Genomic DNA, 26,173 nt, shown 5'->3' on the forward strand with positions numbered 1-26,173 from the left:
GGTATGACCGTAGTCCCGGCACAGCAGTCCGGCGGTGGAGGCGGCAGCAGCGGCCTGTACGACGTCCTGGAACTCATTCTCGACAGGGGGCTCGTCATCGACGCCTTCATACGAGTCTCCCTCGTCGGCATCGAGATCCTGAAGATCGACGTCCGGGTGGTCGTCGCCAGCGTCGACACCTATTTGCGCTTCGCCGAGGCGTGCAACCGGCTCGATCTGGAGGCCGGGCCGCGCAAGAGCCCCGGCCTGCCGGACCTCGTCGGTGAGATCACCGAGTCCGGCGCGCGCGGTAAGTCCAAGGGCGCCCTGTCCGGCGCCGCCGAGACGATCTCGGACGCGTTCAAGCAGTCCCGCGAGGAGAGCCAGTCCGAGTCGCGGCCACGGGCCCGCAAGACCACGAGCTCGCGCAAGAGGGAGGAACAGGAGTGAGCACGTACGTCTACGGCATCACGGCGAGCTCGCACCCCGCACTCCCCGAGGGCATGGGGGGAGTGGGCGACCCGGCGCGCCCGGTGCGCGTCCTCAGGGAGGGCGAGCTGGCGGCGATCGTCAGTGAGGCTCCCGAGGGGCTGCGCCCCAAGCGCAAGGACCTGCTCGCCCACCAGAACGTTCTGGGCGAGGCGGGTGCGGGCGGTTCGCTGCTGCCCATGCGGTTCGGCAGCGTCGCACCGGACGACGCGTCCGTCACCGGGGTGCTCGCCGAACGCGCGAAGCACTACCTGGAACGGCTCGGCGCCCTCGACGGCAAGGTCGAGTACAACGTGAAGGCCAGCCACGACGAAGAGGCCGTGCTGCACCGCGTGATGGGCGAGAACCCCGAGCTGCGCGCCCTCACCGAGGCCAACCGGCAGGCGGGCGGCGGCACTTACGAGGACCGGCTGCGGCTCGGCGAGATGGTCGTCGCCGCGGTGCAGGCCCGCGAGGCCGACGACGCGGCGGAGCTGCGGCGGGCACTGGAACCGGCCGCCGCGGCCGTCAGCGCGGGCCCCGACTCCACCGGCTGGCTGGCCAATCTGTCGTTCCTCGTGGACCGGCAGTCGGCCGCGGCGTTCCTCGACGCCGTGGAGGACGTCCGCAAGAGCCATCAGCACATCGACGTGCGCGTGAACGGGCCGCTGCCGCCGTACAGCTTCGTCGAACCGGGGCCCGCGCAGCCCGCTGGGACGACGCACTGACAGTGCGTTCCGCGCGTGTCCACGGCGCGTCGCACGTACGGCGTTCCAAGGCTGGGGAGGCGAATACATGGGACTGATCACCGAGGTGCTGCTGCTGCCGTTCGCGCCGGTGCGCGGCAGCCTCTGGGCGGTGCGACAAGTCGTCACCGAGGCCGAGCGTCAGTACTACGACCCGGCGGCCGTCCGTGCCGATCTCGCCCGCCTCGAGCAGCGGCTCGAGGCGGGCGAGATCGACGAGGAGGAGTTCGACCGGCTGGAGGACGAACTCCTGGACCGGCTGGAGATCAGCTCGCAGAGGAGCACAGGAACCGGGAACGGGACGACACAATGAATCGAATCGGACTGGGCCTCGCCGTAGGGGCCGGATACGTCCTCGGACGTACGAAGAAGATGAAACTCGCCTTCGCGGTCGGCACCATGGTGGCGGGCAGGCGGATGCAGCTGAGCCCGCGGGCGCTCGCGGACCTGGTGTCCCGGCAACTGCAGGACAACCCGCAGTTCAAGGAGATCGGGGACCAGCTCCGCGGGGACCTGCGCGGTGTCGGCAAGGCGGCCACCGGGGCGCTGATCGAGCGGCAGATCGAGGGGCTCGCGAGCCGACTGCACGGACGCACCTCGCAGATGCGGGACCAGCTCGCCGGAGTGGCACCGGACCTGCCGGGTCGCGGCGGGCAGGACCGCGAGGACGAGTACGTGGACGAGGCGGACGACGACGAGTACGCCGACACGCGTGACGAGTACGACGAGGAACCCGAGGAGGAGCCCTCGCGCAGGAGGCCGGCGAAGAAGGCCGCGCCCAAGTCGCAGGGGAAGGCCGCGCCCAAGTCGCAGGGGAGGCCGGCCGCGAAGAAGGCTCCCGCCGAGAAGACCGCCGCCCCGGCGGGGAAGGCACCGGCCAAGAGGGCGACCGCCAAGAAGGCCGCCCCCGGCAAGGCCCCGGCCAGGAAGAACGCCCGCAGGGCCACCGGGTCGCGGGCCACGCGGGGAGGCGGCGACGATGACTGAGACCCTCGGCGCGGCGAACGGACGCGCGACGGACCGGGCGAAGGACGCGACGCAGAGCAACCCGCTCTCCGAAGTGGTCCACGGTGAGGCCGTCGACCACCTCAAGGCCGAGGCCCGGGAGTATCTGGCCGCCCAGGCGCAGCGGCTCCTGGTCGGTGCCGGCCGCAAGCTCGGCGAGACGACCGGCAGGCTCAACGACATCGCCGACGGCAACAGCCCCGGCTTCGCCAAGCTCGCCCTCGACGGCGGGCGCAAGCTTGCCGAGGGCAAGGGGCCGCTGCGCACCGCCCTGGAGGTGGGCGCGGGCCGCGCCAAGGACAACGTGCTGGGCGCCTTCAAGAGCCTCGGCGCCGGCAAGGGCAAACGCAAGGGCGGCTCGGGCAGCAAGCCCACGGTGATCATCGAGTCCGTCGACGTCGGGGTGCCGGTGCGCACCGCGTACGACCAGTGGACCCAGTTCCAGAGCTTCAGCACCTTCGCCAAGGGGGTGAAGAGCGCCAACCAGGCCGACGACACCCACTCCGACTGGCAGCTGAAGGTCTTCTGGTCCAGCCGCAGCTGGAAGGCACACACCATCGAACAGGTGCCCGATGAACGGATCACCTGGACGTCGGAGGGCGCCAAGGGAACCACGAAGGGCGCCGTCTCCTTCCACTCCGTCGCGGACAACCTCACCCGGGTTCTGCTGGTCCTGGAGTACTACCCGAAGGGCCTCTTCGAGAAGACCGGCAACATCTGGCGTGCCCAGGGCCGCCGGGCCCGGCTCGACCTCAAGAACTTCGCCCGCTTCATCACACTCAGGGGCGAGGCCGAGGACGGCTGGCGCGGCGAGATCCGCGACGGCGAGGTCGTCGTCAGCCACGAGGACGCCCTCGCGGAGGAGGAGCGGGAGGAGCTGCCTGAGGACGAGGCGCCTGAGGACGAGGCGTCGGAGGACGGTGAGGCCGAGTACGCGGACGAGGAGCCGGACCCGGACGAGGAGCCCCGCGACTCCGACGAGGCGTACGAGCCGGACGAGACCGACGAGTACGCCGACGAGGACGACCCGGAGGACGCGGAGGACGCGGAGGACGCGGAAGAGGTCCCCGAGGACGAGTACGAGGACGTTCCCGAGGCCGAGGGTGACGCCGGGGAGGACATCGCGGAGGAACCGTACGAGGATGAGGACGAGGAACCGGCCGCCGCGGGCAGGAGTCGTCGATGACCTTCCCGAGCCGAGTCCCCGAGCCGTACGGCCAGAGCGGCGGGAGTGCCAACCTGGCCGACATCCTGGAGCGTGTACTCGACAAAGGTCTGGTGATCGCGGGTGACATCCGCATCAACCTGCTCGACATCGAACTGCTCACGATCAAGCTGCGCCTGATCGTCGCCTCCGTCGACAAGGCCAAGGAGATGGGGATCGACTGGTGGGAGACCGACCCGGCGCTGTCGTCCAACGCCCGCCGCGACGAACTCTCCCGTGAGAACGCCGAGTTGCGTGCCCGGCTCGCGGAGCTGGACGAGGGCGGGTACCGGCGGGAGCCGGAGCCGGCCATCGAGCGCGACCGCGCCAGAGAGGAGCCCTCATGACCGGACTGCGTTACGTGTACGCCGTCTGCCACCCCTTCGACGCGGCGCTCCAGTCCCAGCTCAAGGGGGTCGCGGGCGCGCCGCCCCGGCAGCTGCGCCACCACGACCTGATCGCCGTGGTCAGCGAGGTGCCGGAGCGAGACTTCGCGGAGCAGCCGCTGCGCGCCCATCTGGAGGACCTGGACTGGCTCACCGAGACCGCCCGCGCCCACCAGAGCGTGATCGACGCCCTCACCGTCGTCACCACGCCCCTGCCGCTCCGGCTCGGCACCGTGTTCCGCGACGACAGCGGCGTACGGGTCATGCTGGAGGCCCGGGAGGAGGGCTTCCGGCGGACCCTGGACCGGCTGGCGGGCCGGGTGGAGTGGGGCGTCAAGGTGTACGCGGAGTCCGAGGAGCAGGAGCGGCCCCAGGCGCCCGCGAAGGTCTCCTCCGGGCGCGACTATCTGCGCCAGCGGCGGCGGAGCCACCGGGCCCACGAGGAGATGTGGGAGAACGCCGACCGGTTCGCTCGCGGTCTGCACGGCACCCTCTCGGAGTTCGCCGAGGACACCCGGCTGCACGCTCCGCAGAATTCCGCGCTCTCCGGCGTTCCGGGACGCAATGTGCTGAACGCGGCCTACCTGGTGCCGCGGGCCCATTCCGAGGAGTTCGTGGAACTGGTGGACCGCACGAAGGGCGAGGAACCGGGATTGCGGGTGGAACTCACCGGGCCTTGGGCGGTCTATTCCTTCAGCGGAGAGAGCGAAGAGGGCCGGGAGGGCGTGGAGAGTGTGGAGGACGGCCCGTGACCGTGATCGAACGTCGTGAAGTGGCCCTGGTTGATCTCCTCGACCGGCTTCTCGCCGGCGGGGTCGTCATCACCGGTGACCTCACCCTGCGCATCGCGGACGTCGATCTCGTCCGCATCGACCTGAACGCGCTGATCAGCTCCGTGAACGAACAGGTTCCGTCACCCTGGGGAGGTATCGAGTGACCGGCCGCAACCGTGTCGAACTGGAGCCCGACACGGTGGAGAGGGACCTGGTCAAGCTGGTCCTGACCGTGGTCGAGCTGCTGCGCCAGCTCATGGAGCGGCAGGCGCTGCGCCGCTTCGACACCGGGGAACTCTCGGAGGACCAGGAAGAGCGCATCGGGCTCACGCTGATGCTGCTCGACGACCGGATGACCGAGCTGCGCGAGCGTTACGGACTGCGGCCCGAGGACCTCAACCTGGACCTCGGGCCGCTCGGACCGTTGCTACCGCGCGAATGAATCAGGGGGTGGATTCACCTGTGGCGCGGGTGAATTCACCACTTGTACCAGCGTCCCCTTCCGCCGGATGCGGACGTGCCGCGCACCAGGAATCCGAGGAGCCACAGCACCAGAACAGCAAGTGCGATGTACCAGAGAACCTCGACCGCGAATCCGGCACCGAAGAGAATCAGCACCAGCAGCAGTACCAGCAGGATGGGAACTCAGGCGAACCTCCTGATGGTCAGGGTTTCCAGAATGTTCCCTTTCAGGCCGTCTTACGGCAGAGAATTTCTCCGTGCAGTACGGCGAACCAGCCGTCCTCCTGCCGCCCCCATTCCCGCCAGGCCGCCTCGATCGCGTGGAGCCGCTCGACCGTCGCGTGACCGCTCTCCGTGGCCCGCTCGGCGTACGCGGAGGCGACCGTCCGGTCCGCCCACAGTCCGCTCCACCACGCCCGCTCGTCCGCCGTGGCGTAGGTCCAGGTGGCGGAGGTGGCCGTGATGTCGGTGAGCCCGGCGCGCAGGGCCCATGACTTCAGCCGGCGTCCCGCGTCGGGCTCACCGCCGTTGGCTCGGGCCACCCGGCGGTACAGGTCCAGCCAGTCGTCCATGCCCGGCGACTCGGGGAACCAGGTCATCGCCGCGTAGTCGGAGTCGCGGACGGCGATCAGACCGCCCGGCCTGGTCACCCGGCGCATCTCGCGCAGCGCCTGCACCGGGTCGCCGACGTGCTGGAGCACCTGGTGCGCGTGGACCACGCAGAAGGTGTCGTCCGGGTGGTCCAGCGCGTGGACGTCCGCGACGGCGAAGTCCACGTTGTGCAGGCCGCGTCCGGCGGCCGTGGCGCGGGCCTGGTCCAGGATGCCGGGGGCGTGGTCGACGCCGGTGACCTGCCCGTCCGGGACCAGGGCGGCCAGGTCCGCGGTGATGGTGCCCGGACCGCAGCCGATGTCCAGGATCCTCATGTGGGGCTTCAGCGAACCGAGGAGGTAGGCCGCCGAGTTGGCGGCCGTCCGCCAGGTGTGCGAGCGCAGCACCGACTCATGGTGTCCGTGCGTGTAGACGGCGGTCTCCCGTGCCTTCGACATGGCCGTTCCCCTTCCACGAGGTCCGTGAGGTCCACGAGTTCGTCCTCGAACCGTACGCGACCGTGCCGAATAATGAGACCGCCGTCTTGAATTGTGGACTCGCGCGGTGGGTCAGTGCACCGGCACCGGACGGTAGACCGTCAGCGCCTCCGGGATCTTCCGGAGCGTCAGATCCCCTTTGGTCTCGGTGACTTCGCCGTCGTACGCGAGCAGGGTGCCGGGCGCGATGCCGTCCACCCGGAGCCGCCGTACGCGGACCGCCGCGTGGGCCGGGGTGCGGGTCAGCGGGCCGGCGACGGCCGCGGCCAGCAGCCGCAGGGCCGGGCGGCGGCCGCCGTGCACGACACGGACGTCCAGCAGCCCGTCGGCGAGGTCGAACCGCCGGGCCGGGGCGAGGCCCAGCTGGTGGTACGTGCCGTTGCCCGCGAAGAGCAGCCAGATCGGGCGCGGCCGGCCCTCGAAGGTGGCCTGCAGCGGTTGGCGGTCGGAGCGCAGGACGCGAAGTGCCGCGATCACGCCCGCCGGCCAGCCGCCGATCACCTTCTCCCAGCGCTCCCGCTCCCGCACCAGCTCGGGATAGACGCCCAGGCTGAACGTGTTGACGAAGTGGCCCTCCGTGTCACCGGTCGTGAAGTGCCCCACGTCCACCCGGACGGCCTCGCCCCGGCGCACCGCGCGGCCCAGGTCGCGTACGTCCTCCACACCGAGGTCGTACGCGAAATGATTGAGCGTGCCGCCGGGGAGAACGGCGAGGGGGAGGCCGTGGCGCAGGGCCACCTCGGCGGCGGCGTTCACCGTGCCGTCGCCGCCGCACACGCCGAGCACGCGCGCATGGGCGGCGGCCTTCTCCAGCTCGGCCTTCACGTCCTCCGGTTCGCACTCCACGGTCTCGGCCCCGGGCAGCACGTCCCGCAGGGCGCGCACCCGGTCCGACGTCCCCGAGGCCAGGTTGGCGACCACGACCAGGCCGTCCCCGTCCGGCAGCGCGGGCGCGTCCACGTACGGGCGGCCGGGCGGCGGGAGCTGGTCGTGGGTCGGCACGATGCCCCGTACGGCGTAGGCGGCGCCCACGCCCAGGGCGGCGCCCACCAGCACGTCGCTGGGGAAGTGCACACCGGTGTACACACGGGACAGAGCCACGGCGGTCGCCAGCGGTGCGACCGCCGCGCCCCAGCCGCGCGACTCCAGGGCGACGCCGGCCGCGAAGGCGGCGGCGGAGGCGGAGTGGCCCGACGGGAAGGACGTGGTGATCGGCTGCCGTTTGAGCCGGCGCGTCAGCGGGACGTGGTCCAGGACCGGGCGTGGGCGGCGGATCGAGCGCTTGCCGAGGGTGTTGATCGTCGCCGAGGCGAGTGCGAGCGACGCGACGCCCCGGACGGCTGCCCGGCGGGCCCTCGGGCTCCGGGTCGCGGCGATCGCCGCCGCCGTGGCGAACCACAGCACACCGTGGTTCGCCGCGCGACTGAGCTTGGGCAGCATGGGGTGGGCGCCGGGCCAGTCGCGGGTCGCCACCGCGTGGAACAGGCGGCTGTCCGCGGCGAGGAAGCGGTCACGGAGGATGTGGTGGCCCGGGGGGCGGACGGTGAGGTCGACGTCTGGGGTCATGTGTCCACGGGTACCCCATGAGGGCACGAGCGTGTCGGGCGGGGTGCCGTTGGCGCCAGGGGGCTGATCCTGCCGGAACCGGGCAGGTCGGGAAATGGATTTGCTCGGTTGTTCCCCTGCCTCGGACAATGCGCCCCATGGGACATCTCGAAGCCGCTCATCTGGAGTACTACCTGCCGGACGGGAGGGCTCTGCTCGGGGACGTGTCCTTTCGGGTGGGGGAAGGGGCGGTCGTCGCGCTGGTCGGGCCCAACGGGGCCGGGAAGACGACGTTGCTGCGGTTGATCTCCGGGGAGCTGAAGCCGCACGGCGGATCGGTGACCGTCAGCGGGGGGCTCGGGGTGATGCGGCAGTTCGTGGGGTCCGTCCGGGACGAGACGACCGTGCGGGACCTGCTGGTGTCGGTGGCGCAGCCGAGGATCCGGGAGGCGGCGAAGGCGGTCGACACCGCCGAGCACGGGCTCATGACGGTGGACGACGAGGCGGCCCAGCTGAAGTACGCGCAGGCCCTCTCCGACTGGGCCGAGGTGCGTGGCTACGAGGCGGAGACGCTGTGGGACATGTGCACCTCGGCCGCGCTCGGCGTGCCGTACGAGAAGGCGCAGTGGCGGCAGGTGCGGACGCTCTCCGGCGGTGAGCAGAAGCGGCTCGTGCTGGAGGCGCTCCTGCGCGGCACCGACCAGGTGCTCCTCCTAGACGAGCCCGACAACTACCTCGACGTACCCGGCAAGCGGTGGCTGGAGGAGCGGCTGGCGGAGACCCGCAAGACCGTGCTCTTCGTGTCGCACGACCGGGAGCTGCTGTCCCGTTCCGCCGAGAAGATCGTGAGCGTGGAGCCGGGGCCGGCGGGCGCGGACGCCTGGGTGCACGGCGGCGGGTTCGCCACCTACCACGAGGCGCGGGCGAAGCGGTTCGAGCGGTTCGAGGAGCTGCGCAGGCGTTGGGACGAGAAACACGCCCAGCTGAAGAAGCTGGTGCTGACGCTTCGGCAGATCGCCGAGAACAGCCCCGACATGGCCTCCCGCTATCGCGCCGCCCAGACCCGGCTGCGCAAGTTCGAGGAGGCCGGTCCGCCCCCGGAGCCGCCGCGCGAGCAGGACATCACGATGCGGCTCAAGGGCGGACGTACGGGCATGCGGGCCGTCACCTGCAAGGGACTTGAGCTGTCCGGGCTGATGAAACCCTTCGACCTGGAGGTCTTCTACGGCGAACGGGTCGCCGTCCTCGGCTCCAACGGCTCGGGCAAGTCCCACTTCCTGCGGCTGCTCGCCGGCGACGACGTGGCCCACACGGGGGAGTGGAAGCTCGGCGCCCGGGTCGTGCCGGGACACTTCGCGCAGACGCACGCCCACCCGGAACTGGAGGGGCGCACGCTGCTCGACATCCTGTGGAAGGAACACGCCCAGGACCGGGGCGCGGCCATGTCCCGGCTGCGCCGCTACGAGCTGACCAAGCAGGCCGAGCAGTCCTTCGACCGTCTCTCCGGCGGCCAGCAGGCCCGCTTCCAGATCCTGCTCCTGGAGCTCCAGGGCGTCACGGCCCTACTGCTCGACGAGCCCACCGACAACCTCGACCTGGAGTCGGCGGAGGCCCTGCAGGAGGGGCTGGAGGCTTTCCAGGGCACCGTACTCGCCGTCACACACGACCGCTGGTTCGCTCGCTCGTTCGATCGCTATCTCGTCTTCGGCTCCGACGGGCGCGTACGGGAGACACCGGAGTCGGTGTGGGACGAGCGGCGGGTGGAGCGCGCCCGCTGACCCCACCGGCCTCACCGGCCTCACCGGCCTCACCGGCCTCACCGGCCTCACCGGCCTCACCGGCCTCACCGGCCTCACCGGCCTCACCGGGCCCCCGCGGCCCCACCGGGCGTGTCGGGTCCGGCTCCGTACGGCGTACGCAGAAGCCCGGGGCCAGGGATCTTCGTACAGTGGAGGGAGAAACGCGACGAAGATCGGGGTACCACCATGACCGGAGTGCACCCGGACCAGCTGGACGACCAGCAGTTGATGAAGGAGCTGGAGTCGATCCACCGCACGCGTCACGACACGCTGCTGCACGGTTCGACCGATGCGCTGCGCACCCACAACGAACGCATGGCGCAACTGGAGGGCGAGTACCTGCGCCGCCACGCGCGCCGGCAGGTAGTCCCGGGACGCACACGCGACGGCGCGCGGGATCGAGGACCGGCGACGACATGACGACGCAGGCGCGTACGCGTGCGCTGCTCGACCGGCACACCGAGGCCCAGGATCTCTTCGGTGCGCGGGTGCATGCCGTCCGTGACGACCAGTGGGGGGCGGGTACGCCCTGCGTCGAGTGGTCGGTCCGTGACCTCGTCAACCACCTCGTGTCCGAGCAGCTGTGGGTGCCCTCGCTAGTGCGGGACGGCTGCATGATCGAAGAGGTCGGCGACACGTTCGAGGGAGACCTGCTGGGGCCGGACCCCGCGGCCTCCTGGGACACGGCGGCGCACTCCGCGCGGGAGGCGTTCGCGGCGCCCGGTGCGCTCGACCGCACGGTTCATCTGTCGTACGGGGACACTCCGGCGACCTCCTACTGCGCGCAGATGGTCGCCGATCTCGTCGTGCACGCGTGGGATCTGTCGCGGGCGATCGGCTTCGACGAGCGGCTGCCCGAAGAGCTGGTGTCGTTCGCCGTGGACGAGATCACGCCGTACGCGGGGGAGCTGGAGAAGAGCGGGTTGTTCGGGGCGCGGGTGACTCCGCCGACGGGGGCCGACGCGCAGACGCGGTTGTTGTGTCTGCTCGGGCGGAGGCCCTAGCGAGCCGTTCAGAGCTCGGGTGCCTGGTGTGCGTCGCGGGCCGCGGGTGCGTCGTGGTCGATCGTGCCCACGCGGCGGAGCCGCACATCGACACAGCACCACGCCCCTGGAGGGCCGGGCCGCCCCCTTCGGGACGGCCCGGCCCTCCGGCCGTGGCTGTCAGCGGCGCGTCGGTGGGTGGTCCCGGTGACGGTCGCTCGTCAGGCGGCCTCCTGGGAGAACACGTCGAGGAACGCCTCGCAGAACGCCTTGAGGTCGTCCGGTTTGCGGCTGGTGACCAGCTTGCCCGGACCGTGGTCGCAGATCTTCACCTGCTCGTCGACCCAGGTGCCGCCCGCGTTGCCGATGTCCGTGCGCAGGCTCGGCCACGAGGTCAGGACCCGGCCGCGGACCACGTCCGCCTCGACCAGCGTCCACGGCGCATGACAGATCGCGGCGACCGGACGGCCCCGCTCGAAGAACTCCCGGACGAACGACACGGCCCGCTCGTCCAGGCGCAGGAAGTCCGGATTGGCCACCCCGCCGGGCAGGACCAGCGCGTCGAACGACTCGGCCGGTGCCTCGCCCACCACGGCGTCCACGGAGAACGTGTCCGCCTTGTCGAGATGGTCGAAGGCCTGGACCCGACCGGGCTTGGTCGACACCAGTACGGGCTCGTGTCCGGCGTCCTTCGCCGCCTGCCAGGGTTCGGTCAGCTCGATCTGCTCGACACCCTCGGGTGCGGTCAGGAATGCGATACGCATGGCTGCTCGGTCTCCTTTCCTCGGCTTGTTCCTCGCTCATCGGGCCACCGCCGACAAAGCCCCTATGTGTCCCGCCCGTGTGCGGATTCCGTGCCGCCGGCCGAGGGCCGCGCGGCACCGCCGGTTTCGTCCTCGGCGTCGACCACCGCCTCCGCGAGCCGGTGCGCCGACTCGTAGCGCGCTGTGCGCGGCAGCCGCTCCAGGGGCTCCACGAGTGCGTCCGGGGCGTGCCGGCCCCGCAGGACACCGATCAGCTCGGCGGGGCCCGCGGGGAAGGACGTACGGCCCAGGACCCGGGCCAGTTCCAGTTGCAGGACCTCCACCCGGGCGGGCGCACGGTTCGGCGTCACCGGCCCGTACGTGACCTCCGGGTCGTCCTCGGCGTAGGGCTCCGGATCGTGCCACTCCGCCGTCCGTGTGGGATGCCCCGAACGGAGCAACCCCTGTAGTTCCTGCTTCATCTCGTCGTCGCGGTGGGCGCTGTGCCGGTCGCTGCCTCGCTGCATGACTCCCCTCCAAATCGTTTGTGGCCCCCCGCGTACCCGAGCGCCCGGCAACGACACGGACGCGGCACACCCGGGGAAGGAACGGACTCATGGCGGCTGTCGCTGTGATCATTGCGCTGCTGTTGCCGTGCGTCCCGCCGGCGGTCGCGCGAAAGCGGTCGCGCGGCCTCCGCAAGATGTGATCGGCGACCGTGGTGCCCATACTGGACATCCCGGGGTGTGACCTCCCGAGCGAGTCGCCCTCAGGGAAAAGGGAAAACCCGAATGTGTTTGCCGTGCATGATCCGGGGCAGGCGCATAACAGTGCTTCGGACAGGAGGCACGTCCGTGGAAGAGGCGATCTTTCCATCACGGGTGTGTCGTTTCCTGTCACGTCCGCGCCCCCCACGGTGACCGTCCATCCCAGAAGCACCATCCAGGGAGTTGCGACGCACCATGCGTACTCAGGCGAAGCCCCATCCCCACGACGACGCCCCCGACACCGCGGAAGCCTTCCGCAGGCTTGCCGCTCTTCCCCCCGGTCACCAGCGGGACACCCTGCGCGACCAGATCATCGAGGCGTGGCTTCCCATGGCCGAACGGCTCGCGGGACGGTTCCGGAGCCGCGGCGAGAGCTACGAGGACCTCCGCCAGGTCGCGTCGCTCGGCCTGGTCAAGGCCGTCGACCGCTACGACCCCGAGCTCGGAAACGCCTTCGAGAGCTATGCGGTCCCCACCATCACCGGCGAGATCAAGCGGCACTTCAGGGACCACATGTGGACCCTGCATGTGCCGCGCCGGGTCCAGGACCTGCGCAATCGCGTGCGGTTCGCCAGTCAGGACCTGTCCCAGACGATCTCCGGGCGTCGGCCCACCATCGCGGAGATCGCGGAGCACGCGAACATGAGCGAGGAGGACGTCCAGGTCGGGCTCGAAGCCCTGGAGAGCTTCACGGCGCTGTCGCTGGACGCGGAGCTGCCGGGAAGCGAGGACGGGTACTCGCTCAGCGACGCGCTGGGGTCCGTCGACCCCGCGCTGGACACGGTGGTGGACAGGGAGGCCGTGAAGCCCCGGCTGGCCGCGTTGCCGGAGCGGGAACGGACCATCCTGTACATGCGGTTCTTCGGGGACATGACGCAGAGCCGGATCGCCGAGCAGTTGGGGATCTCGCAGATGCATGTGTCCCGGTTGATCAGCCGGTGCTGCGACCGGATGCGTGACCAGGTGATGCGGGACGTCGCGTAGTGCTCCGCTCCAGGGCAGGGCGTCGCAGGGCCAGTGCCATATGGCGGGACATCGTGTCCATCGCCTGCGCCTCGGCCATCGAGAAGGCCGGACGGGCTCCTGAGCGGAAACCGGACGGGCTCCTGAGCGGAAAAGAGTGAGGACACCTCGACGCGGCCGTCCGGCCGGCAGGGGCACCGCCGGCAGGGACGTCACATCCGCTCGGAGGAGGACGGGGGCGCCGGAACGGTCGTGGCCGAAGGCGTCGGGGTCGGCGGGCCGGATCCGGAGCTCGAGTGAGCCGCCCCGGGCGACTGTGACGACGAGGGGGCAGGTGGCGGGATCCTGGGCCTCCAGGAGCCTCGCCTCCTCCTCGGAGGGGACCAGGTCCGTCGTCCGCGTGAGACCGGAGGCCGTCGTGTCGGCGACCACCCAGTCGGCGCGGCGAAGTCCGGAGAGCGGGAGATTCGTTCTCGGCGCGGGCGACCGGGAAGGCGACCGGACGAGGAAGCGTGCGTCATACCGGACAGCGAACAACTCGGCCGTGTGGAAAGGGAATCGGCAAAATCCGCCCATCCGGACGGAAGGCTCGCCGAACTCGTCGAACAGGCCGCCCGTTGCACCAACGACTGCTGCGGCGCGAGCAGCAGCGTGTCGGACCGCGGCACCGAGCGTCCCGCTGCGGTCACCCACCCCGACCTCGCCGGACTGGTCGCGATGCAACTGCGCTCGGGCGAGGGGCCGATCCCGGACGCGCTGGAGCGCGGTGAGCCCGTCTGCTCCGCCGACCTGCTGCGGGAGGAACGCTGGCCGCCGACGTACCGGGCCGTGGCCCTCGAAGCGGGCGTACGTTCCAGTGTCACGCTCCCCTTCAGGCGCGCCGGCCTCACCGTGACCCTCAGCCTCTACCGCTTCCGCCCCCACACCCTGCAGGACGCCCCGCACGGCCCGGCCCGCGCCCTCGGCGACCTCGCCGCGACCTGCATCGTCCGCGACCGCTCCTACCGGGCCGCCCTCACCGAACTCGACCAACTCGGCGCCGCCCTGCGTTCCCGGCCGGTCGTCGACCAGGCCTGCGGCATGGTCATGCACGTCCTCGGCTGCGACGCCGACACCGCGTTCACCGTCCTGCGCCGCATCTCCCAGGGCACCAACCGCAAACTGTCGGACGTCGCGTCGGCGGTGGTGGAGAAGCGGGGCAGGGTTTTGGAGAGCAAATTGGTCTCCCTTTCCGGCTGAGTCGAGCCGAGGCGCCCTGAAGGGGCATCGGGGCCGTGTCCATGTGCGGGTCCGCCGCGGCGGACCGGCAGTCCGCGGCGGACCCGGCACACCAACGGCGCACAGCTGCCCGACCGGCGGAGCGCACCGTCACCCGCTCGGCGGCCCCGCGTCCCGCTAATGGTGCCCGGCGGCGCGCGCCGCGCCGGGCTCGGCGCTCTGATGGACCCGGGGCACGGCGGTCGTGCCCCGCCCGCCGGAGCCGGCCGAAGGAGCCCTACCCATGCGCCGCAGAGCCCGTGTACTGTCCGCCACCGCCCTGATCGGTGCCGTCCTGGGCGCCGCCGCCCCGCCCGCCCTGGCGGAACCGGCGGCCGAGGTGACCCCGCACTCCGTCGAACCGGGCGGCACGCTCACGTTCTCCGTCTCCTGCGACCCGACCGGCGGCCCCGCCCCCGAGACCATCGACGCCAGCTCGCAGGCCTTCGAGCAGGGCACCGTCACGTTGCAGCGCCTCCCCGGCAACGACGACTCCGCGGGCGGCCCCTCCTACCAGGGCACCGCCAGGATCGCGCCCGCCGCGGACTTCGAGACCGGCGCCGGCGCGGTGAACTCCGCCACCGAATGGGGCGTCGACGGCCTGTGCCCGGCGGCCCCGGGCGGCGAGGGCAAGCAGTGGAGCGCGGCCTTCGACGTCGCCCTCGGCGGCGATGCCCAGCACCACCCCACACATCAGCCGACGTACCAGCCCACGAAGGACCCGACCCGTCAACCGCCCCACCAGCCCACCCACCACGCCACCCACCCCACCGCTCCGGTCCAGCGGGGCGTCCACGCGGGCGGCGGCGGTGCCTTCACCGACTCCGTCCCGGCCATGGTCGCCGGCGGCCTCCTCATCGCGGGAGCACTCGGCGCGGCCGTCCACCGACTGCGCCGCCGGGACCGGTGGACGCCATGACGGGCCGGACGCGGTCGGCCGAACCCGCGGTCGGCCGGACCGAGGTGGGCCGGACCGAGGTGGGCCGGACCGAGGTGGGCCGAAGTCGCGGCGGGCCGAACCGCGGACGGCCAAAGGCGCGGCGGGCCGGAGTCGCCGCGGGCAGGAGTCGCGAACGCCCCGGACACGTGGCCGCTGTGACCGGCGCAACCCGTACGGGTGCCCTTGGGGCGCGTGAGCCTGGGTACTGACTGGCCGAGGGTGTGCACCACGCCGTCCGTCGTACGACGGCGCACACTCGCGGCACGACGGAGCGCCCTCGCCGTCCCGGAGCGATCCCGGAGCGCGAGGCACCGGACAACGCATCACGACTGCGCGGAGGCACACATGCGGCGGACGGATCCGGAAGGGCACGGTCCGGTCCGCTACGGCCCGTCCCCGCCCGCCCAGGGCCTGCCCGTGCTGCCCGAGCTGGCCGCCGCGCTCGCCGCCGCCGCGACCCGCCCCCACGCCGTACCGCCCGGTGGCGATCCCGTTCTCCTGGACGCCGCCTGCGGCTACTGGGACCGGCGCGGACTGCACACCGCACCGGACAGGGTCGTCGCCGCCCCCGGCGCCCCTGCCCTGCTTCTCGCGCTGACCGCGGCGATCGGCGGCGACGTCCTGCTCCCTCGGCCATGTGCCGCCTGGTGGGAGCCCCAGGCGCGGGCGTTGGGCAGATCCGTGTTCCATGTGGCCACGCCCGCCGAGTGCGGTGGTGTGCCGGACCCGTACGCGCTGCTGGAGACCGTGCACAGGATCCGGGCCGAGGGCGGTGACCCCCGACTGCTCGTGCTGTGCGGCGCCGACGACCCGACCGCCACCGTGGCCCCGCCCGAGCTGGTGCACGAGGCCATGGAGGCGGCCGCGGGGGAGGGGCTGCAGCTGGTCAGCGACGAGACCTGGCGCGACACCGTGCACGATCCGCACGACACCGTGCTCCTCAGCCCCGCCGAGATGCTGCCCGACCGGGTCACCGTCGTCACCGACCTCGCCGGACCCTTCCTGCCGCCGGGCTGGCCCGCCGCCGTCGCCCGGTTTCCGGCGAACGCGGACGGTACGGGGCTGCGCGACCGGGTCCTCGACGTGCTCACCGCGCTCGGCGCCCGGGTCGCCACCCCGGTCGCCGCGGCCGCCGCGTACGCTCTCGGCGAGCCCGCCCCCGTCACCGAACGGCTCGCCGCCGCCGTACGCCTGCACGCACGCCTCGCCGCCGCCGCGCACCGGGCCGTGGTGGCCGCCGGGGCGCTCTCCCTGCCGCCACGTGCCGGACGGCACCTGTACGCCGACCTGGCCCCGCTGCGCTCGTCGCTCGCCGCGCACGGCGTCGGTGACGCCCAGGAGGCGGAGGACTTCCTCGGCGCCCGGCTCGGGACGCCCGCGCCCGGCGGCCACCGGTTCGGGGACGACCTCGGGGCGCTGCGCGTCCGGCTGTCCACCGCTCCGTTCCTCGGCACCACCGACGCGGAGCGCGCACAGGCCCTCGAAGCGCCGGACCCCCTTGAACTACCGCATGTGGAACGCGCGTTGACGCTTTTCGGAGCGGCTTTCGAGGGCCTTCGATGACGCGGGCTCTCGTGGCCGACGAACTTCGACGGGCCTTCGGAGGCCCCTCCCGACCACCCCTGACGACCGTGATCCCCAGCGACTCCCGGCGACCTTCACCGACCTGGCGGCCTCCACCGGCTCATAGTGACCCTCACCGACTCATAGCGACCTTCAGCGACTCTTAGCAACCCTCAGCGACTCTTAGCGACCCTCACCGACTCTTAGCGACCTTCAGCGACGACGATTCTTCGTGACGACGCTCAGCGACGGGAGCCTCCTCGATGACGCAGCAGTCCGAGTCGACCACCTCAACCACGACCTCCACGACGACCCCCACGACGACCCCCACGACGACAACCGAGGACATCGACGATCCGGCGTCCACGTCGCCCTTCGCCCGCCCCCTCGCGCCCCATCCCTTCGCGCCCCCGCCGCTCACCGAGCCCCGCCCGCTCGGCGAGCGGCGGTGCTGGCCCAGGTCCTTCGCCGACCGGCTGACCACGCCCCTCCCCGGTCTGAAAGCCTTCGCCCGGTTCGCCCGCGAGGGCTCCGTCCGGCCGGGGGCGGACGGGCTCGCCGACATCGCGCGACTGCCGTACGAGCCCGCTCCGTTGCCCCGGGTGGACGCGCGTACCGTCGCCGTCTCCTGGGCGGGGCACGCGAGTTGGGTGGTGCGGGTCGGCGGGCTCACCGTCCTCACCGACCCCGTCTGGTCCCGCCGGATCCTCGGCACCCCGGCCCGGATCACCCCGGTCGGACTCGGCTGGGACGCACTGCCGCGCGTGGACGCGGTCGTCATCAGCCACAACCACTACGACCACCTCGACGCGCCCACCCTGGCGAGACTCCCGCGCGACACCCCGGTCCTCGTGCCCGCCGGACTGGGCCGCTGGTTCCGGCGGCGCCGGTTCGGCCGGGTCACCGAGCTGGACTGGTGGGAGGCGGCCGAACTCGACGGTGTCCGCTTCGACTTCGTACCGGCCCACCACTGGTCCAAGCGCACCCTCACCGACACCTGCCGCTCGCTGTGGGGCGGCTGGGTCCTCACGGCACCCGACGGCAAGCGTCTCTACTTCGCCGGCGACACCGGTTACGGCCACTGGTTCTCCCTCATCGGCCGCCGCTACCCCGGCATCGACCTCGCCCTGCTGCCGATCGGCGCCTACGACCCCCGCTGGTGGCTCAGCGACGTCCACTGCGACCCGGAGGAAGCGGTCCGCGCCTTCCAGGACCTGGGCGCCCACCGTATGGCCCCCATGCACTGGGCCACGTTCGTCCTGTCGGCGGAACCGGTCCTGGAACCCCTGGCGCGGGTGAGGTCGGCGTGGGCGGCGGCGGGCCTGCCCCGGGAGAACCTGTGGGACCTGCCTGTGGGCGGGTCACGGGTACTGCCCTGACTCAGCTGTGGAGCACCCGCGCAACCTGAGTCGCCCCTGAGACAGGGGCGCGGGGAACGACGCGACGGGCCACGACCCACCCGCGGCCCGCAACGCACACCAGGACCCGAGGCCTCAGCGGACCATCCGCCGCCACACACCCGGCACCACACTGATCAGCAACGTCAACACGACCGCCGCCAGCACGCCTTCCCACGGCTCCTCGAACAACGACCCACCCAGGATGCCGATCAACTGATACGTCACGGCCCATGCGAGGCACGCCGGCAGATTCCCCCGAGCGAACCGCCGCAGTGGCATCTTCGCCATCAGGCAGGCCAGCATCACCGGGATGCGCCCGGCCGGCATCAGCCGGGACAGCACCAGGACGGCCACCCCGTGGTCGTCGAGCTTCGCCTGTGCCTGCGTCAGCCGGTCCTCCGGCGCCCGGCGGCGGATCGCCTCCAGCCAGCGCGAGCCGTTCTTGGAGCCCATCCCGCGCCGCCCCAGCCAGTACAGCGCGATGTCCCCGAGGAACGCGGCGACCGACGCCACCACGAACACCAGCAGCAGCGCGAGCGGCGCCGCCTGGTGGAACGCCACCACGGCCGCCGAACTGACCAGTGCCCCGGTCGGCACCACCGGCACCAGCGCTCCGACCAGCACCAGCAGGAACAGCGTCGGATAGCCGATCGCCTGCTGGGTGGAGGCGTACGGCACGGGAGTGCTCACGGTGGCCAGGACGATCACCGGGTCTTCTCCATGGCCTGTGTCGGCCGGTGTCTCATCGCGCCACCCCCGGTCGTACGCTTTCCCCGTGTCCCAGCCGGTGCACGGTCACTTCGGGAGCGCGTGCGGCGGCAAGACGGACGAACTCCTCGCCGGGGGCGTGGAATTCATGGGGGCGCACAGCGTCCATGCCGATCGGCCAGTACGTGCCGTAGTGCACCGGCACCGCGCTCCGGGGCGCGAGCAGCGCAAGCGCCGCGGCCGCGCGCCCCGCGTCCAGATGGCCCTCGCCGAGGTACGGCCCCCAGCCGCCGACCGGCAGCAGAGCCACGTCGACCGGACCGACCTCCTTGGCCATCGACTCGAACAGCCCGGTGTCCCCGGCGAAGTACGTCCGAGCCTCACCCTCGACGACGAAGCCGAGCGCCGGCGAACGGTGCGGTCCGACCGGCAGCCGCCGCCCGTCGTGCCGGGCGGGAACGGCACGTACGACCAGGTCACCGACCCTGAGCTCGTCCCCGGACGCCACCTCGGAGAGCTGCAGGTGCGCCAGCCTGCGCAGCCCCGGCACCTGCCGCGAGGCGCCCTGCGGCACCACCAGCCGCGTACCCGGGGCGAGCCGGGCCAGGGAGGGAACGTGTAGATGGTCGGCGTGCAGATGCGACACCAGCGCGACGTCCGCGACCGCCGCCTCCGCCGGGGGCGGCGCACCCCGGCGCCTTCGCAGATGTGCGAGCCGGCGCGCGAACAGGGGGTCGGTCAGCACCCTTGTACCCGAGTCCTCCACGGTGCAGGTCGCATGACCCCACCAGGTGATCTCCACCGGCACTCCGTTCGCCTCCTTCGCGCTACTCCCCCGAGCCTACGGGCTGGAGTAGGGTCTGCGGCCTGGGCCTGTCCGGCGGATCATTCCGTGGGCGGGCGTACCGGGCCCCACGTCCGCGGCTTGATCCGCCCGGAGGGGCCCCGGGACCCGGAGGTGAGGGGGACACCATGGGAGACAAGGGAGACATGAGCGGCGCCTCCGGCATGGCGTACCAGGACGTGGCTCGCAGGCGCGGTGGGCCTGCCGGGTGCGGGGCTGTGGTGCGGGTCGCCGCCATAGCGAGCCTGACGCCGCTGGAGGAGCTGGAGGCGGACCCCTTCCTGGTCGACTCCCGCAGCCAGCACGCCATGTGCGCCCGCTGGGCCGCCGAGCGCGGCTATGTGGTGACGCGCGAGCTGCTCGTACGCGGTCTGCGCCCCGACCACTGTGCCCTGTGGGCCGATGTCGACGCCGGCCTCGTCGACCTCTTCGTCGCACCCAGCCGCCGAGTCCTCGAACGCGCCCTCGCCTCCGTCGACGACTTCACCGCCGAGTGCGCCAGGCGCGGTATCCGCGTCGAGACCGTCGGCCGCGCCGAACCCGCCTACGACGCCCAGATGAAGGCCCGGGTCCACCGCCGCCTGTCCATGCCGACAGCGGGCTACGACGGCCGCTGAGCCGGGGCGAAGGAGGGGCCCCTTCGAGCGCCGGGCGCGTACGCGCCCCTCAAGGGGCGTGGGGAACTGCGCGATCGCCCCCACGCACCCGCGGCCCGCAACGCACACGAAGCCCCGAGCTGTTCCCGGACCGTGCCCCCGGTCCTGCCCCCGGCCACCCCGAAGTGCCACCCCGGCGCCCCCACGCCGTGTGACAGGCTGAGGTCAGCGACAGGACGTGAGGTGGCCGGAACGTGGGCGGTGGTCGTTGGCGGAGGGTACTGAGCGGTGTCTGGCGGATGCTCGCCGTATGGGCGGTCTCCACACTGACGATGCTCGTGCTCGCGGGCGTGCTGCCCGACTTCCGGCTGCAGTCCGAGACCGGCGAGAGCGCCACGCAGATCGGCGTCACCGCGGCCTTCGGCGCCGGCGCGTTCGGTCTGCTCTCCGCACTCGTGTGGCCCCTGCTCGTACGGGCGCTGCTGCTGGTACCGGCGCTCGTCCTCGGCCTGCTCGTCTTCTTCCTCAACGGCTCGCTGCTCCTGCTCGCACTGCGGCTCAACCCCTCCGGCCAGGGTGCGGCCGCGCCCGAGACCGCCGTGGTGGTCGCCGCGGTGATGTCCGCCGTCGCCTCCGCCACGGGTGGCGCCCTCGCCGTACGGGACGACGACGCCTACCGGCGCCGCCTGTACCGGCTGGCCGACCGCCGCCGCAGGAACGCCGTCGGCGGCCCGGGGCCCGCGGGACCCGGCACCGTCTTCCTCCAGCTCGACGGCGTCGGCCACGACGTGCTGGAGGCGGCGGCGGAGAAGGGCCTCATGCCGACCGTCGCCACCTGGCTCGGCCGGCCGGCGGACGGGGCCGTGCACCCCCGGCCCACCCACCGGCTCACCCCCTGGCGCACCGACTGGTCCAGCCAGACCGGCGCCAGCCAGCTCGGCATCCTGCACGGCACCAACCACGACGTGCCGGCCTTCCGCTGGTACGAGAAGGACACCCGCGAGGTGATGGTCTGCAACCGGCCCTCGGGCGCCGCCGAACTCCAGCGCCGGGCCATCGACCGCACCGGCGACGGCGGCCTGCTCACCGTCGACGGCGCCAGCCGCGGCAACCTCTTCAGCGGCGGCGCCGAGCAGCTCGCGCTCGTCCTGTCGATCGCGGCCCGCCGGGGCCGGCGGAACCGTTCCCGCGCCGGGTACTTCGCCTACTTCTCCGACCCTGCCAACGCCGTCCGCACCGCCATGTCCTTCGTCGCCGACGTCGTGCGGGAGATCGGTGAGTCCACGCGCGCCCGGTTCACCCGGCAGCGGCCCCGCGTCAAGCGCGGCGGCCTCTACCCGTTCATCCGCGCCTTTGCGACCGTCATCGAGCGCGACGTCGTCGTCTCCGCCGTGATCGGGGACATGTTCGCGGGCCGCGCGGCGATCTACGCCGACCTGGTGGCCTACGACGAGGTCGCCCACCACTCCGGCCCGCACAGCCAGGACGCGGCGAAGGTCCTCGAACGCCTCGACCGTTCCCTCGCGTTGATCGCCCAGGTCGCCGAACACGCGCCGCGCGCCTACCGGATCGTCGTCCTCTCCGACCACGGCCAGAGCCCCGGCGAGACCTTCCTGGGCCGCTACGGCCTCACCCTCGGCAACCTGGTCCGCGCCGGCTGCGGCCTGCCCGTACCGCGCCGGGCCCAGCGCACCCACAGCGGCGCCGAGGCACGCACGGCGGTACGGGCCGCGCTGCGCATACCCGTCGAGGAGCGCGTCGACGAACACCGGCCGACGCGTCGCTCCGAGCCGGTCGTCCTCGCCTCCGGCAACCTCGGCCTCGTCTCCTTCCCGGACGTCCCCCACCGGATGAGCCGCGAGGAGATCGACGGCCGACACCCCGCCCTGCTCGCCACCCTCGCCAACCACCCGGGCATCGGCTTCGTCCTCGTCCGCAGCGAGGAGCACGGCGGCCTCGTGCTCGGCGCGCACGGCGCGGAGATCCCGATCGGCGAGCTGAGCGACGAACACCCCGGCCCTCTCGCCGACTTCGGACCGGGCGCCGCCGACGCCGTACGCCGCACGCACGGCTTCCCGCACACCGCCGACATCATGGTCAACTCCTGGTACGACCCCGTCGACGGTGAGGTCCTCGCCTTCGAGGAACAGATCGGCTCCCACGGCGGCCTGGGCGGCTGCCAGTCCCGCCCCTTCCTCATGTCCCCCCTGGCGCTCTCCGAGCCGGTGGAGGAGGACGAGGACCTGGTCGGCGCCGAACAGATCCACCGGGTACTGAGGCGATGGCTGCGCGAGTCGAACGGCCCCCAGGTACCGCTCCCGGGCCACGTCGGCGCGCCCCAAGGGGGCGCGGGGAAAAGCGCGACCGGCCACGACGAACCCGCACCCGCCGACGAACAGAACCCGGCAGACGCATAGGCACCCGGCCCACAGGAAAATGGGCTGCGCCTCACAGGACGGTCGACACACACTGTTCGCACCGGACGCCGCACATCCGCGCGTCCACACGAACACCTCCCGGAGCCCACACCTTGCAGGCAGCCGTCACCGTCACGCCCTCCCGCATCCCCGAACTGCTGCTCGGCCTCGCCACCGTCCGCCCCGTCTTCGTCTGGGGCGCCCCCGGCATCGGCAAGTCCTCCCTGGTCAGGGCCTTCGCCGAGTCGCTGGGCCTGGAGTGCGTGAGTCTCCTCGGCACACAGCTCGCGCCGGAGGACCTGATGGGCGTACCGCAGATCCGCGACGGGCGCTCGGTGTTCTGCCCGCCGGAGGCGATCGCCCGCGACGAGCCGTACTGCCTGTTCCTGGACGAGCTGAACGCGGCCACCCCGGATGTGCAGAAGGCCTTCTACTCGCTGATCCTGGACCGCCGAATCGGCAACTACGAGCTGCCGAAGGGATCGATCGTCATCGGCGCCGGCAACCGCGCCACCGACAACGCGCTCGCCCGCCCCATCGCCTCCGCCCTGGTCAACCGCCTCACCCATGTCCACCTCCAGGCGTCGGCGACGGACTGGCTCGCGTGGGCGGCGGACAGCGGCATCCACCCCTGGGTCCTGGACCACCTCACCGACCGCCCGGACCACCTGTGGTCCAAACCGCCGAAGACCGAGGAGCCGTTCTCCACGCCCCGCTCCTGGCACATGCTCTCCGACGCGTTGCACTCCTTCGGACGCGACCTCGACGAGGAGACCCTCAAGGTCCTCGCGCACGGCACGCTCACCCCCGCGCACGCGGTCGCCTTCTGCGGCTACGTCAAGATCGTGCGCAGCCGGTTCGGCATCGAGGCGATCCTCAAGGGCGAGGCCGGCTGGCCCAACCGCCTGGAGGACCGCGACCTGCTCTACTACCTCGCCGACTCCTTCCGCGGCCGGCTGATCAAGGAGCTGCCGGCGAGCAAGCAGCACATGTCCGCGAACGGGCGGCAGACCGCGTACCGGGCCAAGTCCCTGCTGGTGCAGCTCGCCGAGATCTCCGTCGAGGTCGCCCAGACCGTCATCGCCTCCGGCAGCGACGGCAATCCCGTCCTGCCCGCCTGGTTCCTCGTGGAGGCGGCCCGGGACATGCCCCGGCTGGTGGAGGCGCGCCGGTGAGCGCGTCCGGCGGCAAGGGCAAGGCCAGGCGGAAGACGCAACGGGACCTCGCCGGCGAGGCGTTCGCGGCGGGGCTGGCGACGGTGCGCGGCAACTCCGCGCTGAGCGCGGTCGGTTTCGACACGTGCCGCAAGGAGGAGTGCGCTCTCGCGCCCCGCGACGGCCTGGTCCGCGTCGATTCCGAGGGTGTGCTGCACGCGCACCCCGACCGGATCGCCGCACCCGACGCCTGGGCCTGGGCCATCGCCCACGCCGCCCTCCACCTGGGCTTCGGGCACGTCCCGGCGGCCCGGGGCGTGCGCGAACAGCCCGACCCGTTCGACCTCGCCGCCCGCTGCGTGGCCGTCAACCGCTTCCTGCTCACGTTCCCCGTCGGCCTGACACCGGAGAACCTGCCCGGCCGCTATCCCGACGGCGACGAGGAGCGACTCGCCGCCCGCTGGCGCCGCGACGGGCTCCCGTCGGCGTACGAGCGCTGCGGCACGGCCGGTGGCGAGCCCGACCAGCTTCTCCTGACCTGGCCCAAGTGGCGGCCGCAGCCCCCGGACCGGCAGCTCGCCTTCGCCCACGCCCTGACCAACACCATGTCCGCAGCGATGGACATGGCCGGTGGACGCCGCGAGTCCCTGCACGACGAGCCGACCCGCAGGCGGCCCTGGGAGAAGGCGCTGAGCTGGTTCATCTCCTCCTACCCGCTGCTCGGCGGCATCGCGGCCGGGATCCGGATCGTCGCCGACGTCGAACTCGCCCACGCCCACGGCATCGCCGTCGCGGCGGTCGACGCGGACGCCGGAGAGATCTACATCAACCCGCTCCGGCAGTTCGAGGACGAGGAATGGCGGTTCATCCTCGCCCACGAGATGCTGCACGCCGCCCTGCGCCACGGAGACCGCTGCGGCACCCGCGACCCGTACCTGTTCAACATCGCCGCCGACTACGTCATCAACGACTGGCTGCGCGAGATGCAGGTCGGCACCATGCCCGACGGACTCCTGTACGACCCCGAGCTGGCCGGTCTGTCGGCGGAGGAGGTCTACGACCGGATCGTCGGCGATCTGCGCCGGATGCGCCGGTTGTCCACCCTGCGCGGCAAGGGCGTCGGCGACATCCTCGGCGGCCCGCTCGGTTCGCCCGGTGCCTATGTGGACCTCGACGAGTTCTACCGCCGGGGCCTCGCCAGGGGGTTCGACCTGCACGAGCAGCAGGATCGCGGTCTCCTGCCCGCGGGTCTGGTCGAGGAGATCCGCGCCCTCAGCCATCCGCCGCTGCCGTGGGACGCCCAACTCGCCCGCTGGTTCGACGAGTTCGTGCCCAGCCCGCAGGCCGTACGGACCTACGCGCGCCCCTCGCGCCGCCAGTCGGCCACCCCCGACATCCCGCGCGCCGGACGGTACTTCCCGCCCGAGGAGACGGCCCGCTGCACCTTCGGTGTCGTCCTCGACACATCCGGCTCCATGGACCGCACGCTGCTCGGCAAGGCGCTGGGCGCGATCGCCTCGTACGCCGCCGCCCGTGACGTACCGGCCGCCCGGGTCGTGTTCTGCGACGCGGCCCCGCACGACGCGGGCTTTCTCCCGGTCACGGAGATCGCCGGGCGTGTCCGCGTCCATGGGCGCGGCGGCACGGAGTTGCAGCCGGGCATCGACCTGCTGCACCGGGCCGACGACTTCCCGCCGGGCGCTCCCGTCCTCGTCATCACGGACGGCTGGTGCGACGTGCTGCGCGTGCGGCGTGAACACGCCTATCTGATTCCACAGGGCGCTCGCCTGCCGTTCACCGCGCGAGGGCCGGTGTTCAGGGTGAGATGAGGCTCGGACCGCCCGGAGTGTGATCGGATGGGGGCAGGCAACCCGGAACCGGGAAACGGCAACCGGGAACCACATGCGAAAGGAATGACCGTGGCTACCACGCGCTCCGCACACACCGTCTGGGAAGGCAACCTGCTCGAGGGCAACGGTGTCGTCACCTTCGACTCCTCCGGTGCCATCGCCGAGCAGCCCGTGACGTGGGCGTCCCGCGCCCAGGACGCGAACGGCAAGACGAGCCCCGAGGAGCTGATCGCGGCCGCCCACTCCAGCTGCTTCTCCATGGCCTTCTCCCACGCCCTCGCCGGTGCCGGGACCCCGCCCACCAAGCTCCTCACCTCCGCCGACGTGACCTTCCAGCCGGGCGAGGGCATCACGGGCATCCACATCACCGTGGAGGGCACCGTGCCCGGCCTCGACGAGGAGGCCTTCGTGGCCGCCGCCGAGGAAGCCAAGGTGAACTGCCCCGTCAGCCAGGCCCTCAAGGCCGTACCGATCACCCTCTCGGCCAAGCTGGCCTGACCGACTGCTTCGCACGCCCCATTGACAAGAACCCA

At 72.1% G+C, this 26,173-nt stretch carries 29 protein-coding genes; 22 read left to right on the forward strand and 7 right to left on the reverse strand.

Annotated elements, in window-relative coordinates; all coding sequences use genetic code 11:
• The first annotated feature begins 3 nt into the window (after window positions 1–3).
• From OG858_RS37310 to OG858_RS37350, 9 genes are all read left to right on the forward strand, one after another.
• Entirely contained in the window at window positions 4–429 is a 426-nt protein-coding gene (locus OG858_RS37310) for a gas vesicle structural protein GvpA (protein WP_037703990.1), read from the forward strand.
• On the forward strand, window positions 426–1,175 hold the full coding sequence (locus tag OG858_RS37315) for a GvpL/GvpF family gas vesicle protein (protein WP_086750032.1): 750 nt from the start codon (window positions 426–428) through the stop codon (window positions 1,173–1,175). Before OG858_RS37310 ends, OG858_RS37315 begins: the two co-directional genes overlap by 4 nt.
• A gap of 67 nt (window positions 1,176–1,242) precedes the next feature.
• On the forward strand, window positions 1,243–1,506 hold the full coding sequence (locus OG858_RS37320) for a gas vesicle protein GvpG (protein WP_046702780.1): 264 nt from the start codon (window positions 1,243–1,245) through the stop codon (window positions 1,504–1,506).
• Window positions 1,503–2,180, forward strand: a complete 678-nt coding sequence (locus OG858_RS37325) for a DNA primase (RefSeq protein WP_086750031.1) — start codon at window positions 1,503–1,505, stop codon at window positions 2,178–2,180. Before OG858_RS37320 ends, OG858_RS37325 begins: the two co-directional genes overlap by 4 nt.
• On the forward strand, window positions 2,173–3,384 hold the full coding sequence (locus tag OG858_RS37330) for an SRPBCC family protein (RefSeq protein ID WP_328544016.1): 1,212 nt from the start codon (window positions 2,173–2,175) through the stop codon (window positions 3,382–3,384). Before OG858_RS37325 ends, OG858_RS37330 begins: the two co-directional genes overlap by 8 nt.
• The gene (locus tag OG858_RS37335) at window positions 3,381–3,749 is read left to right on the forward strand and encodes a gas vesicle protein (RefSeq protein ID WP_037703995.1); all 369 of its coding nucleotides are present in this window, start codon (window positions 3,381–3,383) and stop codon (window positions 3,747–3,749) included. The genes OG858_RS37330 and OG858_RS37335 overlap by 4 nt, the downstream gene beginning before the upstream one ends.
• Window positions 3,746–4,540, forward strand: coding sequence for a GvpL/GvpF family gas vesicle protein (locus OG858_RS37340; protein WP_086750029.1), 795 nt, complete (start codon window positions 3,746–3,748; stop codon window positions 4,538–4,540). Before OG858_RS37335 ends, OG858_RS37340 begins: the two co-directional genes overlap by 4 nt.
• The gene (locus OG858_RS37345) at window positions 4,537–4,725 is read left to right on the forward strand and encodes a gas vesicle protein (RefSeq protein ID WP_005482370.1); all 189 of its coding nucleotides are present in this window, start codon (window positions 4,537–4,539) and stop codon (window positions 4,723–4,725) included. The genes OG858_RS37340 and OG858_RS37345 overlap by 4 nt, the downstream gene beginning before the upstream one ends.
• Window positions 4,722–5,003 carry a gas vesicle protein K gene (locus OG858_RS37350; RefSeq protein WP_005482371.1) on the forward strand — a complete coding sequence of 94 codons (282 nt, stop codon included), beginning with the start codon at window positions 4,722–4,724 and terminating at the stop codon, window positions 5,001–5,003. The genes OG858_RS37345 and OG858_RS37350 overlap by 4 nt, the downstream gene beginning before the upstream one ends.
• Before the next feature lie 35 nt (window positions 5,004–5,038).
• Here the strand turns inward: OG858_RS37350 and OG858_RS37355 are convergent, their stop codons facing one another.
• The 3 genes from OG858_RS37355 to OG858_RS37365 form a co-directional block, all read right to left on the reverse strand.
• Window positions 5,039–5,188: a hydrophobic protein gene (locus tag OG858_RS37355; RefSeq protein ID WP_306300399.1), complete on the reverse strand. Its 150-nt coding sequence runs from the start codon at window positions 5,186–5,188 to the stop codon at window positions 5,039–5,041.
• 62 nt (window positions 5,189–5,250) lie between these two features.
• Window positions 5,251–6,072 (reverse strand): class I SAM-dependent methyltransferase, encoded by an 822-nt coding sequence (locus OG858_RS37360; RefSeq protein WP_086750027.1) that lies wholly within the window; start codon window positions 6,070–6,072, stop codon window positions 5,251–5,253.
• Window positions 6,073–6,183: 111 nt separating this feature from the next.
• Entirely contained in the window at window positions 6,184–7,677 is a 1,494-nt protein-coding gene (locus tag OG858_RS37365) for a bifunctional phosphatase PAP2/diacylglycerol kinase family protein (protein WP_319064140.1), read from the reverse strand.
• Between the two features lie 137 nt (window positions 7,678–7,814).
• Between OG858_RS37365 and OG858_RS37370 the strand changes: the two genes are divergently transcribed.
• The 3 genes from OG858_RS37370 (at window position 7,815) to OG858_RS37380 (ending at window position 10,459) form a co-directional block, all read left to right on the forward strand.
• Window positions 7,815–9,434, forward strand: a complete 1,620-nt coding sequence (locus OG858_RS37370; RefSeq protein WP_328544015.1) for an ABC-F family ATP-binding cassette domain-containing protein — start codon at window positions 7,815–7,817, stop codon at window positions 9,432–9,434.
• Window positions 9,435–9,641: 207 nt separating this feature from the next.
• Entirely contained in the window at window positions 9,642–9,875 is a 234-nt protein-coding gene (locus OG858_RS37375) for a DUF6158 family protein (protein WP_086750231.1), read from the forward strand.
• Window positions 9,872–10,459 (forward strand): TIGR03086 family metal-binding protein, encoded by a 588-nt coding sequence (locus tag OG858_RS37380; RefSeq protein WP_086750230.1) that lies wholly within the window; start codon window positions 9,872–9,874, stop codon window positions 10,457–10,459. The genes OG858_RS37375 and OG858_RS37380 overlap by 4 nt, the downstream gene beginning before the upstream one ends.
• Before the next feature lie 200 nt (window positions 10,460–10,659).
• On the opposite strand, the gene OG858_RS37385 is transcribed toward OG858_RS37380, so the two are convergent.
• Both OG858_RS37385 and OG858_RS37390 read right to left on the reverse strand, forming a co-directional pair.
• Window positions 10,660–11,202, reverse strand: a complete 543-nt coding sequence (locus OG858_RS37385; RefSeq protein ID WP_086750229.1) for a type 1 glutamine amidotransferase domain-containing protein — start codon at window positions 11,200–11,202, stop codon at window positions 10,660–10,662.
• 62 nt (window positions 11,203–11,264) lie between these two features.
• Complete coding sequence (locus OG858_RS37390; protein ID WP_086750228.1) at window positions 11,265–11,708, reverse strand: DUF2795 domain-containing protein; 444 nt, start codon at window positions 11,706–11,708, stop codon at window positions 11,265–11,267.
• A gap of 435 nt (window positions 11,709–12,143) precedes the next feature.
• Here OG858_RS37390 and OG858_RS37395 point away from each other — a divergent pair, with 435 nt between their 5' ends.
• The 5 genes from OG858_RS37395 (at window position 12,144) to OG858_RS37415 (ending at window position 18,050) form a co-directional block, all read left to right on the forward strand.
• Complete coding sequence (locus OG858_RS37395) at window positions 12,144–12,932, forward strand: RNA polymerase sigma factor SigF (protein ID WP_327745324.1); 789 nt, start codon at window positions 12,144–12,146, stop codon at window positions 12,930–12,932.
• Window positions 12,933–13,457: 525 nt separating this feature from the next.
• Complete coding sequence (locus OG858_RS37400) at window positions 13,458–14,150, forward strand: ANTAR domain-containing response regulator (RefSeq protein ID WP_328544014.1); 693 nt, start codon at window positions 13,458–13,460, stop codon at window positions 14,148–14,150.
• A gap of 262 nt (window positions 14,151–14,412) precedes the next feature.
• Window positions 14,413–15,087 carry a hypothetical protein gene (locus tag OG858_RS37405; RefSeq protein ID WP_319064134.1) on the forward strand — a complete coding sequence of 225 codons (675 nt, stop codon included), beginning with the start codon at window positions 14,413–14,415 and terminating at the stop codon, window positions 15,085–15,087.
• A gap of 366 nt (window positions 15,088–15,453) precedes the next feature.
• Complete coding sequence (locus tag OG858_RS37410) at window positions 15,454–16,671, forward strand: aminotransferase class I/II-fold pyridoxal phosphate-dependent enzyme (protein ID WP_328544013.1); 1,218 nt, start codon at window positions 15,454–15,456, stop codon at window positions 16,669–16,671.
• A gap of 263 nt (window positions 16,672–16,934) precedes the next feature.
• Window positions 16,935–18,050 (forward strand): MBL fold metallo-hydrolase, encoded by a 1,116-nt coding sequence (locus OG858_RS37415; protein WP_319321460.1) that lies wholly within the window; start codon window positions 16,935–16,937, stop codon window positions 18,048–18,050.
• A gap of 114 nt (window positions 18,051–18,164) precedes the next feature.
• Here the strand turns inward: OG858_RS37415 and OG858_RS37420 are convergent, their stop codons facing one another.
• Both OG858_RS37420 and OG858_RS37425 read right to left on the reverse strand, forming a co-directional pair.
• A complete protein-coding gene (locus OG858_RS37420; RefSeq protein ID WP_086752253.1) occupies window positions 18,165–18,779 on the reverse strand; it encodes a DedA family protein in 615 nt (204 codons plus the stop codon).
• A 34-nt stretch (window positions 18,780–18,813) separates the two neighbouring features.
• Window positions 18,814–19,587 (reverse strand): MBL fold metallo-hydrolase, encoded by a 774-nt coding sequence (locus OG858_RS37425; RefSeq protein ID WP_319261313.1) that lies wholly within the window; start codon window positions 19,585–19,587, stop codon window positions 18,814–18,816.
• A 200-nt stretch (window positions 19,588–19,787) separates the two neighbouring features.
• Here OG858_RS37425 and OG858_RS37430 point away from each other — a divergent pair, with 200 nt between their 5' ends.
• The 5 genes from OG858_RS37430 to OG858_RS37450 all read left to right on the forward strand — a co-directional run bounded on the left by OG858_RS37430 (window position 19,788) and on the right by OG858_RS37450 (window position 26,138).
• Complete coding sequence (locus OG858_RS37430) at window positions 19,788–20,240, forward strand: hypothetical protein (protein ID WP_179201366.1); 453 nt, start codon at window positions 19,788–19,790, stop codon at window positions 20,238–20,240.
• A 233-nt stretch (window positions 20,241–20,473) separates the two neighbouring features.
• Window positions 20,474–22,636, forward strand: coding sequence for a phage holin family protein (locus tag OG858_RS37435; protein ID WP_408059453.1), 2,163 nt, complete (start codon window positions 20,474–20,476; stop codon window positions 22,634–22,636).
• A 113-nt stretch (window positions 22,637–22,749) separates the two neighbouring features.
• A complete protein-coding gene (locus tag OG858_RS37440) occupies window positions 22,750–23,811 on the forward strand; it encodes an ATP-binding protein (RefSeq protein ID WP_319064130.1) in 1,062 nt (353 codons plus the stop codon).
• Window positions 23,808–25,619 (forward strand): vWA domain-containing protein, encoded by a 1,812-nt coding sequence (locus OG858_RS37445; RefSeq protein WP_319064129.1) that lies wholly within the window; start codon window positions 23,808–23,810, stop codon window positions 25,617–25,619. The genes OG858_RS37440 and OG858_RS37445 overlap by 4 nt, the downstream gene beginning before the upstream one ends.
• A 90-nt stretch (window positions 25,620–25,709) precedes the next feature.
• On the forward strand, window positions 25,710–26,138 hold the full coding sequence (locus OG858_RS37450) for an OsmC family peroxiredoxin (RefSeq protein ID WP_086749886.1): 429 nt from the start codon (window positions 25,710–25,712) through the stop codon (window positions 26,136–26,138).
• Window positions 26,139–26,173 lie beyond the last annotated feature (35 nt).

The sequence above is a fragment of the Streptomyces europaeiscabiei genome, assembly GCF_036346855.1.
Taxonomy (GTDB): domain Bacteria; phylum Actinomycetota; class Actinomycetes; order Streptomycetales; family Streptomycetaceae; genus Streptomyces; species Streptomyces europaeiscabiei.

Bases quoted from the DNA above. Each gene is read 5' to 3' on its own strand.
- OG858_RS37310 (WP_037703990.1), top strand. From the start codon at position 4: ATGACCGTAGTCCCGGCACAGCAGTCCGGCGGTGGAGGCGGCAGCAGC.
- OG858_RS37320 (WP_046702780.1), top strand. From the start codon at position 1,243: ATGGGACTGATCACCGAGGTGCTGCTGCTGCCGTTCGCGCCGGTGCGC.
- OG858_RS37325 (WP_086750031.1), top strand. From the start codon at position 1,503: ATGAATCGAATCGGACTGGGCCTCGCCGTAGGGGCCGGATACGTCCTC.
- OG858_RS37330 (WP_328544016.1), top strand. From the start codon at position 2,173: ATGACTGAGACCCTCGGCGCGGCGAACGGACGCGCGACGGACCGGGCG.
- OG858_RS37335 (WP_037703995.1), top strand. From the start codon at position 3,381: ATGACCTTCCCGAGCCGAGTCCCCGAGCCGTACGGCCAGAGCGGCGGG.
- OG858_RS37340 (WP_086750029.1), top strand. From the start codon at position 3,746: ATGACCGGACTGCGTTACGTGTACGCCGTCTGCCACCCCTTCGACGCG.
- OG858_RS37360 (WP_086750027.1), bottom strand. From the start codon at position 6,072: ATGTCGAAGGCACGGGAGACCGCCGTCTACACGCACGGACACCATGAG.
- OG858_RS37365 (WP_319064140.1), bottom strand. From the start codon at position 7,677: ATGACCCCAGACGTCGACCTCACCGTCCGCCCCCCGGGCCACCACATC.
- OG858_RS37370 (WP_328544015.1), top strand. From the start codon at position 7,815: ATGGGACATCTCGAAGCCGCTCATCTGGAGTACTACCTGCCGGACGGG.
- OG858_RS37375 (WP_086750231.1), top strand. From the start codon at position 9,642: ATGACCGGAGTGCACCCGGACCAGCTGGACGACCAGCAGTTGATGAAG.
- OG858_RS37380 (WP_086750230.1), top strand. From the start codon at position 9,872: ATGACGACGCAGGCGCGTACGCGTGCGCTGCTCGACCGGCACACCGAG.
- OG858_RS37385 (WP_086750229.1), bottom strand. From the start codon at position 11,202: ATGCGTATCGCATTCCTGACCGCACCCGAGGGTGTCGAGCAGATCGAG.
- OG858_RS37390 (WP_086750228.1), bottom strand. From the start codon at position 11,708: ATGCAGCGAGGCAGCGACCGGCACAGCGCCCACCGCGACGACGAGATG.
- OG858_RS37395 (WP_327745324.1), top strand. From the start codon at position 12,144: ATGCGTACTCAGGCGAAGCCCCATCCCCACGACGACGCCCCCGACACC.
- OG858_RS37405 (WP_319064134.1), top strand. From the start codon at position 14,413: ATGCGCCGCAGAGCCCGTGTACTGTCCGCCACCGCCCTGATCGGTGCC.
- OG858_RS37410 (WP_328544013.1), top strand. From the start codon at position 15,454: ATGCGGCGGACGGATCCGGAAGGGCACGGTCCGGTCCGCTACGGCCCG.
- OG858_RS37415 (WP_319321460.1), top strand. From the start codon at position 16,935: ATGACGCAGCAGTCCGAGTCGACCACCTCAACCACGACCTCCACGACG.
- OG858_RS37430 (WP_179201366.1), top strand. From the start codon at position 19,788: ATGGCGTACCAGGACGTGGCTCGCAGGCGCGGTGGGCCTGCCGGGTGC.